The 11,767-nt window shown below is 57.1% G+C and carries 9 protein-coding genes and 3 pseudogenes; 6 read left to right on the top strand and 6 right to left on the bottom strand.

Translation table 11 applies throughout. The features are described from left to right. Positions 1–257: 257 nt before the first annotated feature. Complete coding sequence (locus tag ACIQWO_RS26910) at positions 258–722, bottom strand: hypothetical protein (protein ID WP_402830759.1); 465 nt, start codon at positions 720–722, stop codon at positions 258–260. 141 nt (positions 723–863) lie between these two features. Between ACIQWO_RS26910 and ACIQWO_RS26905 the strand changes: the two are divergent. The 6 genes and pseudogenes from ACIQWO_RS26905 to ACIQWO_RS26880 form a co-directional block, all read left to right on the top strand. Continuing rightward, positions 864–1,304 (top strand): annotated as a pseudogene (locus ACIQWO_RS26905) (SAVED domain-containing protein); the annotation flags it as partial. A 66-nt stretch (positions 1,305–1,370) separates the two neighbouring features. Then, a pseudogene (locus ACIQWO_RS26900) lies at positions 1,371–2,120 on the top strand (IS110 family transposase); the annotation flags it as partial. Between the two features lie 83 nt (positions 2,121–2,203). Continuing rightward, positions 2,204–2,650, top strand: coding sequence for an IS66-like element accessory protein TnpA (gene tnpA, locus ACIQWO_RS26895; protein ID WP_402830757.1), 447 nt, complete (start codon positions 2,204–2,206; stop codon positions 2,648–2,650). After that, the gene (tnpB, locus tag ACIQWO_RS26890) at positions 2,626–2,976 is read left to right on the top strand and encodes an IS66 family insertion sequence element accessory protein TnpB (RefSeq protein ID WP_402830755.1); all 351 of its coding nucleotides are present in this window, start codon (positions 2,626–2,628) and stop codon (positions 2,974–2,976) included. The genes tnpA and tnpB overlap by 25 nt, the downstream gene beginning before the upstream one ends. A 16-nt stretch (positions 2,977–2,992) precedes the next feature. Continuing rightward, positions 2,993–4,561, top strand: coding sequence for an IS66 family transposase (tnpC, locus tag ACIQWO_RS26885; protein ID WP_402830754.1), 1,569 nt, complete (start codon positions 2,993–2,995; stop codon positions 4,559–4,561). A gap of 25 nt (positions 4,562–4,586) precedes the next feature. Then, positions 4,587–4,871 (top strand): annotated as a pseudogene (locus tag ACIQWO_RS26880) (transposase); the annotation flags it as partial. 440 nt (positions 4,872–5,311) lie between these two features. Here ACIQWO_RS26880 and ACIQWO_RS26875 read toward each other — a convergent pair. The 5 genes from ACIQWO_RS26875 to ACIQWO_RS26855 form a co-directional block, all read right to left on the bottom strand. Continuing rightward, a complete protein-coding gene (locus ACIQWO_RS26875) occupies positions 5,312–7,093 on the bottom strand; it encodes a TniQ family protein (RefSeq protein WP_402830752.1) in 1,782 nt (593 codons plus the stop codon). An 87-nt stretch (positions 7,094–7,180) separates the two neighbouring features. After that, positions 7,181–8,650, bottom strand: coding sequence for an ATP-binding protein (locus ACIQWO_RS26870; RefSeq protein ID WP_402830751.1), 1,470 nt, complete (start codon positions 8,648–8,650; stop codon positions 7,181–7,183). Continuing rightward, positions 8,647–9,000 carry a hypothetical protein gene (locus ACIQWO_RS26865; protein ID WP_402830750.1) on the bottom strand — a complete coding sequence of 118 codons (354 nt, stop codon included), beginning with the start codon at positions 8,998–9,000 and terminating at the stop codon, positions 8,647–8,649. The genes ACIQWO_RS26870 and ACIQWO_RS26865 overlap by 4 nt, the downstream gene beginning before the upstream one ends. Before the next feature lie 60 nt (positions 9,001–9,060). Continuing rightward, a complete protein-coding gene (locus ACIQWO_RS26860) occupies positions 9,061–10,830 on the bottom strand; it encodes a hypothetical protein (protein ID WP_402830748.1) in 1,770 nt (589 codons plus the stop codon). Beyond that, on the bottom strand, positions 10,827–11,438 hold the full coding sequence (locus ACIQWO_RS26855) for a TnsA endonuclease N-terminal domain-containing protein (protein WP_402830747.1): 612 nt from the start codon (positions 11,436–11,438) through the stop codon (positions 10,827–10,829). The genes ACIQWO_RS26860 and ACIQWO_RS26855 overlap by 4 nt, the downstream gene beginning before the upstream one ends. Between the last annotated feature and the right edge of the window lie 329 nt (positions 11,439–11,767).

Below are 11,767 nucleotides of genomic sequence, written 5' to 3'. Positions count from 1 at the left end.
GCAAGACGGACGAAAACGCATGAGCAATTTGACGTGATGGAATAGGAGATCAGCAAAAAACACGCATCGCCTAAAGAAAATCACCTCGAGGGTGACTGACGACGCGCCGCCGGAAAAAGATAGGCCGTACAACAAGACGCAGAATCGAAGGTGTACCGAGAATGGAGAAACCTCACAGCTTCCTCCGCGGTGCGCACTTACGCAGGCCACAAATGACTGATTAGCCGTGCCACATGACGCATTCGGCCCAGATAAACTCATGATCGGCAATGATCAATCACATTCACTTGATCAAGTCGACTATTTAAATTAAAAAAATGACTGTTATTCAAATCATGAAAAATTAGTCGATGCAACGATTTCATTGCAAAAAAATCACCTGCAAGACCTTCGCCGATTCGCTTTATTCGGCACAACGAAAAACTTTCAGAGCAAGGGTAAGTTCTCACGATAGTGCCCTCGTTCGACTGATAGGCAGATAGAAATAAATCTAAATTTCGTGGTGAATTGTTGCCGGCGCTGTCCAGACGCGGATGAACCTGGAGGCGCGTTTCCAGGCGATGGTGAGCCCAGGCTAAAGCCCAGTCCGTAAAGGGTTGACAGCCGAGTGGCGGGATGCCATGGGATGGTTGATCATTCATCGAATGATCATTGATTTGAACGAAACCCGCGTGTGCACCGTTGAGCAGGTGCGTGTCATTCTTGATGGCACAGAAACGCACGATTTTGTCGTACCAACAAACACTCACGCCCCCTGTGTATGGATCTCCCACTTCGACGAACGCGCGATCCGCGATTAGGCCGACTGGGCAGCGACGCTCTATCCAAAACTCAAGGGCTTCTTACAGACCGCGGCAAAGGACAACCAGCATCTCCGACTGATTCTCGATGCTCACAACACGCTAGCCTTCGCGGCCGGGGCGGTGCTAAACATCAAATCCGGCCGCAACGTCGAGATCGAGCAAAGAACAGTCCACCGGAATGTTTGGCACTCAAATGACGTGCCACGTGATCCGTCGTGGCACGGCTGGAAATTCGATCTGGAAATGGTGAAGGAGTCGGAGGGAGACATGGCGGTCGCGGTGTGCCTCACTCACGACGTAGCCTCCGCCGTGAAAGCGCATATCACCACCGCTCTGCCGCAGGCGAGCTCGTTGCTGATTGCTCGTCCAACTTGTGGCGCTGGCGCGCGGTCTGTGGTGTGCGGTCAACACGCATTTGATCTGGCCGAAGCGTTGGCCTTGCAGACTAATCAAGGGCACCGCTGCATCTCTTCATCGCGGCACCAAACGCATTCACGTTAATGAGATGGTCACCCCTACCCTACACGCGGGTAACGCGGTAGGGTGTTTTCATTTTGGAGGGCCATCATGCAAACCTCGACGTTGATAGGAATCGACCTAGGAAAGCATACGTTTCACCTTCATGGGCAGGACCGACAAGGAAAAGCGGTGCTTCGCAAGAAGATGAGTCGCAAGCAACTGGTCGAGTTTTTCGCAACATTTCATGCGTGCACGGTGGTCATGGAGGCGTGTGCGGGAGCTCACCACATGGCCCGCCAGTTGGTTGGTTTCGGGCATCAGGTCAAGCTCATCTCGCCGCAATTCGTGCGGCCTTTCGTCAAAAGCAACAAAAACGACTTCGTGGATGCTGAGGCGATCTGTGAAGCGGCGTCGCGTCCAGCCATGCGGTTCGTGACACCTAAGACCGAATCTCAGCAGACGCTCGGGGCCATGCATCGCGTGCGCGAATCGTTGATCCGGGATTGAACCAAGACGACTAACCAACGCCATGGGTTTTTGCTTGAATTCGGCATCAGCCTGCCTACCGGCCAGGCAGTCATCAAGCGCCTACCGGCGACGCTGGCAGAGCACTCGTTGCCGCCGCGGCTGATCGCGGTGCTTGATAGATTGCACGCCCATCACAAGTACCTGTGCGAGCAAATCAGCGAAATCGAAAAGGAGTTGACGCGCCAGCTTGCCGAGGATGATCTCGGGCAACGACTTCTGAGCATCCCGGGCGTTGGGCCGATTACGGCGAGCGTGCTGGCCACTGAGATGGGGGACGGCAAGCAGTACGCGTGTAGCCGCGATTTTGCGGCAGCCACCGGGCTTGTGCCGTAAGCCGTCATTAAAGGACGCCCTATCGCGGTAGCTCGACAGAGGTCGAGCTTGCGTCCGCAAAGACTTTTGCGGACGCAAACATGAATGAACTCAACGAAACCGACTGCTTCCCGCTGCGGGTCGTACGCATACGTTCGAACGGGAAACGTGACTACGATCCCATCGCCAAGCTACGGCTGATCGAGCTATGCCGTCGCCCGGGCGTGTCGATTGCTCGACTGGCGCTTAAGGCCCAAGTCAACGCTAACCAGCTTCGCAAATGGATTCGCGCCGACAAGCAATCAGCGACTGAGCCCTGCGTGGTTGAGCGTGAGATGCCGGCATTCGTGCCTTTGCTTACCCCGATATCCGCAACGTCGGTCGTCACAGTGGAATCCTCCGCGCCTCAATCGCAGCTCATCGCTAGCGTACATGTGCGTCTGCCCAACGGCGTGCAGCTCGATATCGGGAAATCAGATCTGGCCCAGTTGACGGCGGTTATCGAGATGCTCGGGAGGCTGCCATGTTCCGGTTCGACGAAGCGCTAAAAGTGTACCTGCACCGCGAATCCGTGGACTTCCGTCAGAGTATCAACGGTTTGTCGATACGGGTTGAACAAGCCATGCGTCTGGATCCGATGGCCCCGGCGCTGTTCGTGTTTGGAAATCGACGGCGAGACCGCATCAAGATTCTTGGCTGGGGCGGCAACGGCTTCTGGCTGCTGATGAAGCGGCTCGAGGCCGACCGGTTCGTCTGGCCCGAAGGCGACGAGGTCGTGACGCTCAGTGTCGAGCAGCTGCACTGGTTGCTCGAGGGAATCGATCTTTCTGTGATTCAGAAACATCCTCAGCGCCATTACCTGCGCATGAGCTGAACGGCGCGCCTGCGGCATGGTCAAACCAACCATGCCAGAAAACACCATCATGCTTAGCGCCGGAGACTATCAAGCGCTGATTGACGAGCGCGACGCCTTACGAGGTGAGCTTCGGTTCGTGACGGCCCAGCGCGATCTGGCAGAAGAGAAGCTGCGCGCCTATAGGCATGAACTGTTCGGCGCATCGAGCGAAGTACGGCATGCAGATCAGCTTGGCCTATTCAACGAGGCTGAGTCACTGGCATCAACATCCGAGCCCGTGCATGAAGAAGTGCCAGGCACAACTGTCACTGCCCACACGCGCAGCAAGCGCGGGCGCAAGCCGCTCGATCCGAATCTGCCGCGCGAAGTCGTTCGACACGAACTGCCGGCATCTGAGCAGTTCTGCGCACACGATGGCCACGCCCTGGTGGAAATCGGCGTCGAGACGAGCGAACAACTGGATGTGATTCCCGAGCAGGTTCGTGTGATCCAGCATCAGCGCGTGAAGTACGCCTGTCCATGCTGCGATCTTGGCATTAAGGTCACGCCAACACCGGCCCGTATTATCCCGCGCGGCCTGCTCACCGAATCGGCGCTTGCCTGGATCATCACCGGCAAGTACCAGTATGGTATGCCGCTATATCGGCAAGCGACGCTACTGCGCCGCTTCGGCGGAGATATTTCATCGAATACGCTCGCCGCCAGCGTCGTGCGCGTGGGCTTGGCCGTGCAGCCCGTGATCAATTTGATGCGCGACACGTTGCTCGAATCGGACCTGTTCTATGGGGACGAAACGACGTTTCAGGTGCTAAAAGAAGCTGGCCGACGCCCGCAGGCAAAGAGCTATCTCTGGGCGCAGGTCAACGGCTCGGGCCCGCCCGTGCGAATGTTTTCGTACTCTCCGGGGCGGGGTACCCAGCATGCGCAGCGATTCTATGCGGGTGTGCGGCCCGGCGCAGCACTGATGACGGATGGATACGAACTCTACAACGGCATCGCCCGCGAGCATCACCTCGTGCATCTCGGATGCTGGGCACATGTACGCCGAGGCTTTATCAAGGCTGAAGAGTCGGTGCCGAAAGCCTCCCGCACACCAGACCTGTTGGCCACGCGTTTCGTTGCGATGATCGCCAAGCTATTTGCTGCAGAGGCCCGCAGCACAACGTGGGCCCCTGAGCGACGTCAGCGTCTGCGCACCCGCTACAGCGCTCGCGTACTTGCCATTCTGGAGCAAATGCTTACCGAACACCTGCCCGGTGTTGTGCCATCGAGTCAGCTCGGCCGCGCCTTGCAATACATGCAGGGACAGTGGCCCAAGTTGGTGCGCTACGTAGAGAATGGCGCCTGGCCGATTTCGAACAATCTCTGTGAGAACGCCATCCGCCCGTTTGTCATCGGGCGCAAGGGTTGGTTGTTCGCCGATACTGTCGCCGGCGCACAGGCCAGCGCGAACCTGTACTCACTCGTTGAAACCTGTAAGGCAAATGGTATCGAACCGTATCGATACCTGGTCTGGCTATTCAAGACGTTGCCGCTCGCTACCACGGCGGATGACTACGCAGCGCTCACACCATGGAATATGCCTGCCCAGACTGGGCGTTGAGTGGCGTCGTTATTTGATCGCTTACCTTGTGCCTCGTCAGTACAGTACGGGCGGCCGGGCGAATTTACTGGGTATAAGTAAGCGAGGGGACAAAAACTTGCGACGCTTGTTGGTGCAATGCGCCCGAGCATATATGCAGCGGCTTGAGCGCCAGCATGGGCAGCTCGCCGAATGGGTACGCGCGATGCTCACGCGCCGACACTCGAACGTGGCGGCCTGTGCGCTGACGAACAAACTGGCCAGAACGGCCTGGGCACTGGCCACGCACCACACAATATTCGATGCCGGGACGAGCGCCATGCCCGCGTGAGCGCTCCTCCCCAAAGGTTTCACCGAAGGACACCCACCTGGTTCTGTGATGACTGAAAATTCGATGACGTGAACGGCACACCGGCCTGAGGACGAACCCGGCAATAAAATTGGCTCTTGAGGCCGAGGCGCTTTTGGGGTTCCTCAGGCACGACTCTCATCGTGGCGCGCGGAGCTAATCTCCACAACGACGCCGGATAGATTTAGGCAAGCCAAACACTGCAACGAACATCAGTCTTGCAAAAATGGGGGTGACCATAGATTTTATTGGGACAACGACAACCAAGTCTTGGCAAAACGATCCTTTACGAATTCGATCTCGAAGGTGCACAGGGTGGCGGTTACAAGGCATCCCTTTCGCAGCCTGTCTGAGGTTTGATATCCCCTGATCGCTCCGGCCTATGACGACAAGCACGCAACGGTTGGCGCTGCGCGGCAAGTTCACGCCAGTTTTCGCGTAGCTGTCCCCTCGCTCTGCACCGAGGAGACACTGTCGACGGAGTCATCGAAAAACCCGCTCGGCTCAAGCTTTTGCCTGACGTAAGCGCGCCCCGCATTTGCGAATGACTTTTCCGGACATGGGCCTTCCCACTTCAAGTCGATTCCACAGTTGTGCAGGATTGCAATAACTTGCCCCTCGCGAAGCCGACCGATTGATGCAGGCAAGCGCTTGCGAAGATGGGCGTCGAGTTCGATGAATTTGTAATGCCAAATGCCCGTATCCATATAGAAGCGAGTCACCGCTCCAGGTGCATCAGTGGCAGACATACGGGAAAGCGCCCACACGTATCGACGCGCATAGAAGTACCACGCACTCTCAGCAAACTCCTCGACTACCTGGACGCAGCGAGGATAAACGGCCGCGGCATAGACAACATGAATTAGCCCTCCCGCTCGCCCGACACTTCGCCGCGAAATCTTACTCGGCCGATCCGTGCTGGCGTAGAGCTTCAGGGCAGCTTGTCGCAAACGATCCGCGTATTCCTCATCGCGCGGATGCGGTGCACCGACGCGCGGCGATACCCGCTTGAATGGCCGAGGCTTCTGCGCGAGCGCCCTGATTGTCTCAAATGCTTCGGCATCCCATTTCACCAAACGCGAAAGTGTGCCGTGATAACGAGCCCACAGATCGTCGAGGGTGTATCGAGGATTTTCGCGAAGGATTCGACTCAATTCTTCGACTGTGCGACTGATCTTGTCGAGCGTCTTGACGGATGTGTTTCCGGCCCGTTCGGGGGGCGTGCCAGTGGCCACCATCTTCGTCATTTCCGTGTCGAGCGCCTCGACAAACTGGCTCGCACCAGAAAAAAGAAAGTGAGCAGTAAGCAAATGCCGACCGAGCGGGACGTCCCGTGCCCCGCTCATGCTCCCCATACGAAACCATTGTTCATGTTTGCCTGCCGCGTATGCAGGATCTGCTTTGCACAAGAATGCATCGCCATAATAATCTTCCAGCAAGACCCTAGCAGCATGTCTGTCGATGCCTTGGCGCCCCCGACCGAGCCCGAGCTCACGGAGCTTGTGCGTGCACGCACCAACAAGCGCAGATACGGGATAGGTGCCAGGCGCCGCGAACAGCAAGTCCTTAACAAAGACCGCGTGACCGAATTCAGCGTCAGAGATCAACGCCCGCGTCGAAAGCTCATACCCTTCGGTACCGAGTCGATATCCGCAAACGCAGGGTTTCCAAGGCACGTTTAACAGCTCGCGCGGACGCTCAAAGGGACACCCGCAACTCGGGCATCGTTCCAGCAAGACCGTGCGATGCCGCCAACAGTGCGCGACGCCAGGCACCTGATGCGCGCGATGTACATATGGGGAACCAACAGTATCAAGATCGTCTCGCACGCACTGCTCACACAGCTTGGTCTTGTCAGGAAGGCCGAGTGTGCGCCGGCGAACCAGGCGACGGGCATCTGCCGCTCTGAGTTGTCGCCCAAGCGTATCTCCGTCGTCAAACAATTGCACTAACGGATAGAGTGTGTTTTCACGCAGAAGTTGTTCGAGATTGGCCGCACCATCGCCCGGCAGCCGCTGCGCGAGCGCCGGTAAATCCGGTGGCACAATATCGCTCAGGGGTGCACGAGGCTTGCCGAACAGCCGCTCAAAGCTCTCGCGTGTCGTGCGATGACGGGCAATGAGGTGATAGCGGCTTGCACGAGACGCCATCGTTTCGTCGGGTAATGACGCCGGAAAAAGATTGAGCTCAAGTACAGGTTGCATGCTGAATCAGAAGAACAACGGTACGGCCACAAGACACCTCCGGCGACTGCAGTTCGCATTGATGCCGCAAGAGATGAAACGCTCACTCTAGGGTGACTCAATGTCCTTACCCATGGCAAACACATTGACGGGCGTCAGGCCACGCTCGCGAACTTGATCATGGAGATTTCGCGTCGTTTCAAGACTGCGAAAATCCTGCGGGTCCGTTGACGCTCGAGACTTCCCCTTCTTGAGCGTTGTTTTGTTCGCTGTATTTCTTGTTCGCGCTCGGGGGCGCTCAAGCGCAACAAAATCCAGTACGGCACGATCCAGGTTATCAACCGCCTCGGCCCACGCCCGATCCGTTGCCAAGTCGTCAAATTCATGAATCCCCTCGGCACTCCCCGAGCGCAACACACGAAGCGCGGCCTGCAAAGGCGCCAACTCCGCGACCGACACGCTCTCGAGTGTTTCGACCGTCATCGGCTCGCCCGACGCCAGACAACGAAACTGAGCGAGGATGAACAGCGCAATGACAATCGCAGTAATCCCCTGCGTATGGTGGTACAGCGCAGCGCGAAAGGTCGCATCATCGGGAATTAGTGACTCGGTCCAGTTGTATCGCGTCACCGTGTCGACAAAGTCAACCCATGCATCCTCGTCGACTGAGAAACGCTGGAATTCGTAGTAGCCCATGGCCGCCGCGCGTCGCGCGTCTTGCAGTGTTTTGCGAAACACTTTTGTGACACCCGGCGTGCCGATGCCAATGATCGGCACACCAATTTGCTCGACCATGCTGCTCAGAAACGTCAGGAAGCCTTCATCTCCCTGCGTCTTGGCGCGACTCAGATTCTGCAACTCGTCGATGATGAGCACCCCGAGAAAATGATTCGCCGCTACGGCCGCCATCTCCTCAAGCAACACCGCCAATTTTGGGGCGCGCGAATTCTGTGAAAAATTGGATCGCGCATACGAAGTGCCCAGCGCCTTGTCGACCGCCGAGAAGAATCTTAGGGCCAGACCTGAGAGCGAGCCATTATGCGGACAGTCAATCTTGATCCACACCAACTGCGGGTGGATAAATTGCTGCTCGCTGTAGCGTGAATGCTGAATCACCTGCGGATAGAGCTGCAGCAGACGATTGACGAACGTGGACTTACCCGTGCCACTGATCCCGGAGAAGAGTATCCCCGATGAGCGATGAGCTCGCGGTGCAGGCGCGCCGTAGTCCTGTCGCCCACCATTGTTCACGTAGTGAAGATGCTGCCACGTCTCGGCATGCACCGGGTTTCGCGTCGTATAGCCTTCTCGCAGCACCACGGAGAAAACGGAGCTGTACAGCCCGTATTCCGGCAACAGATAAACTAGCTTTCTGATCGATGGGAGCGCATGAATACGAAGCTCCGCCGGAGCGCTACGATCACTGTTCTCAGGCACGGGCGGCAACCACTCGACCATGGATGCTGTCTCGGCAACTGAGATAATTGGCGGCAATGCCTCAATTAGCGGATTGCCGTCATAGGCGGCGACGCCCGTAGTGCGATAGATCGCTTGCGTGAAAGACGGGCGATGCGTCAAGTCTCCTCCGGCTTGGTCATGGTGCGGCGCAAGGCGACCACACTGTTGCGGCGAGAGCGCATTTGACTGCGATGTTTGGCGACAGCTTCCCGCTCCCTGGTCACCAAGTCTTGCTGTTCCTCGGGCAACCGCGCTCGAAGCACGTTTTGCATAGCGACTTCGTGTTGGCGATTTGTCTTCGCCGAGTTCAAGTATTCGCGCTTGGTGGCCGGCTTGGGCGCAACACGCTTTGCGCTTACCGCGCCAGACACAACGTGTTGTTGGCGCTGCTTCTTGCCGGACTTCTGCCCATTTTCGTAATCACTCTCGTCATGCGCAGCAAACTGCAGCGATGCTCGAAGCTCCAGCATTTCCTCGTACCTCTGATTCGTGTAGCGTCCCGATGCTGACGCATTAAGCTGCCAGCGGGATCAAAGTCCTGTGTCAGGGTCTTCCACATGAACGAAATCCATGCAATTCTCGTCGTAATGCACGGTGACTGATCGGCGTCCTCGCCGTGCCCGAGCGAGCACCAACTCATGATCACCGCTCTCCGGCAAGTAGTACACCCCATCAATCCTCAGGCCACTTTCCGTCAAGGGGCATCGTCGCGACGGAAGCAGGCAACGATAAAGCCCAGCAGGATCGGCGTGCCGAGCTCGTTCTCCCGATTCATTTTCTAGGCCCCATAAATAAATGTCCCGGCGGTACGGTTTCAAACCCGCTTGAATCATGTCCTTGGTAAGCAGGTCCGGCACGGCAACGGCGTTATTGTGAAACAACACCTCATCGATAAGAATCTGCGTAAGCTCGCGCAACGTCAGTGCCGCGTCCCAGCGCATGTCGAGATCATTTCGCGCATCGTGCTCCAGCGCCCGAGCTTTCCACGCGCCGGGCACCCAGTTGACGGCCTCATTGACGGTTGCGAACTTGCTCTCGACCGTTCCTTTGGCGACGGGCAGGCCGACAGGGTTGATATTGCAATCGATGTTCAATAAGTGCTGCAGCGAACGTTGCGCATGACGGCTGAGCAGTTCCGCATTATCGGCAACCACCAGATTGCAAAGCTCCTGCGACGGCCATTCATCAGCACCAATCGTTACCCCATATTGGGCACAAAAGCGTTGCTTATCGCTGAATGCGCAATGCAGCGCCATACGCGCCGCGTTCCACGACGGTCCCGTCAGTCCAACGTGAACGCCGACAATCATCGTCGAGCGGCGATCCACGACGAAATAAATCACGGGACGTCCGATAAGATGATTGCGATGGAACTCCGAAACTAGGTAGAAGTTCCCGACCGTCGCATCAATTTCAAAGATATCCGCCGGGCCAATCGTCGTGTCGCGCGCGCGTCCGGCTCGCCCGCGCAAACGCTTGCGCCAGAAGAGGTCGCCCAGCACCTCCTTTTGGAGGCTCATGTCCTGCATCAGCTTGGTCGCCCAATATCGATACGCCGGCACCTGGATGAGTTGATTTGACGGATATGGGGTTTTACGCACCTCGCCATCAACCAACTCATGCGACGAGTAGTGATGCAGGATCATTTCGTCATAGCTGTCCTGTAACGTCATGCCACGCCGAAGGTGGTAAAGCTTGAGCGACAAGGCAATGAATTTCAGATCCGCCGCTGTGACATTCACGCCAGTCGCACCAAGATCATGCCCCGTCACAAGCACCTTACGTGGCCGCCCCCGTTTCCGCCCCTCAGTGGACTGACGTGTCTTGGTGGCGCCACCGCTTTTGGAATATGCAGGAAGCAGCGCGTTGGGCACTTGCCCATCGCGCCAATACCGTTGCAGCACACGATAGAGATACGCGACCGTGAGGCCAACCTTCTGCGCACGGGCAGTCAAAAGCTCCCAACGCAGCCCCTCGTCGAGGATGAGATCGGCGTTTTCTCCCGTGACTAACGGCTGGATCGCCGCCCAAAGTTCATCCCGTCGGGTCTTGTGTGCGACGGGAATCTCGCTGTCCGGTCGCCGTATGTAGTCAGGGGACGGATCGGCACCAATCACGAGCAATCCGTTGGTCACCCATTGATTCACTGTATTACGGGGAACCAAAAATGGCTTGCCGGGCGGAGATGCTAACCGGAAGAGAATGAGGCTCTCTCCTCGGCGCGCGAGAATGCGATGCGCATCTGCAAATGGCGCAGGGCCATTCGGCACAAGCACCGTGTTGATCTGAAGGCGTTTCATGAGGTAGCGCGACGAAAATTTGAAGCCAGCGCCGCGTGTGGCTTTGTCAAGTGCAGCGGAGCATACAAGTCGACCTCAATCTGACGATGCCAGGCAAGAAAGCGGAAGACGTGAATGGCCAAGAGCCGAGAGATGCGTAACCGCTCGGCAACCCGGGTAATGACAAAGCCCAATGACTGCGAGAATGACTGATCGGCGAGTGCCACAAGGAAATATCGCTGGATATCTACAGAAGGCACCTCTCCTCGACCGCCCTTATCCCAAGTCCGTAGCCAACGCAAATTTTGGCCAAGCACCTCTGGCAACTCATGCTCGGTGAGGAGCTCCCACCCGATCCCCCGAGCCCTCCATGCCTGGCGCTCGAGTTCAAGATTCTCCCGTGTCCTGGCGTCTGTCAAATCTGCGGCATATTTCAGACTTCGTGCAAGTTGCCACCGCGTATTCCCATCATCAATCGTGAGCAGCGCGTCCGTAGTGACTGAGCGGGCATGGCCACCGAATTCCGGGTGCACGATACCGAGCTCATGCGCAAGCGCTAGTGTTTCAGTAATGGGGTGGACGGGGTACTGTTCGCGGATGTCGACGACATTGCCCAAATACTCGCACAAAAGGTGGTGTCGGTATTCGAGGTTCGACAGGTAATGGTGTACACGCCCGGTAATCGGCGAATGCAGACGAAACGAGTTACCACGGTTAGGAAATTCGCCAACTCGAATCCAAGGCTGATAGTCCGCCCCTTGCCCTTGTCCGCGCCCCTGTCGGATCAATCGCTCACGTGTCGCATGCGTCTCCGAAGACCGATATCGCCCCATCGACAGATGCCTCCCAAATGGCGTCACTATACAACTAATGAGATGGTCCTCCCCGCCACGCCGAATGCGCTACGCTGGCGGTGTTAATCCCTAACTGGAGACCTTTCATGCAAGATGTGACGCTG

The sequence above is a fragment of the Pandoraea sp. NPDC090278 genome, from assembly GCF_044772185.1.
Classification (GTDB): domain Bacteria; phylum Pseudomonadota; class Gammaproteobacteria; order Burkholderiales; family Burkholderiaceae; genus Pandoraea.
This window is presented reverse-complemented; position numbering and strand designations above follow the sequence as displayed.

Bases quoted from the DNA above. Each gene is read 5' to 3' on its own strand.
- tnpA (WP_402830757.1), top strand. From the start codon at position 2,204: ATGAATGAACTCAACGAAACCGACTGCTTCCCGCTGCGGGTCGTACGC.
- ACIQWO_RS26860 (WP_402830748.1), bottom strand. From the start codon at position 10,830: ATGAAACGCCTTCAGATCAACACGGTGCTTGTGCCGAATGGCCCTGCG.
- tnpC (WP_402830754.1), top strand. From the start codon at position 2,993: ATGGTCAAACCAACCATGCCAGAAAACACCATCATGCTTAGCGCCGGA.
- ACIQWO_RS26875 (WP_402830752.1), bottom strand. From the start codon at position 7,093: ATGCAACCTGTACTTGAGCTCAATCTTTTTCCGGCGTCATTACCCGAC.
- ACIQWO_RS26865 (WP_402830750.1), bottom strand. From the start codon at position 9,000: ATGCTGGAGCTTCGAGCATCGCTGCAGTTTGCTGCGCATGACGAGAGT.
- tnpB (WP_402830755.1), top strand. From the start codon at position 2,626: ATGTTCCGGTTCGACGAAGCGCTAAAAGTGTACCTGCACCGCGAATCC.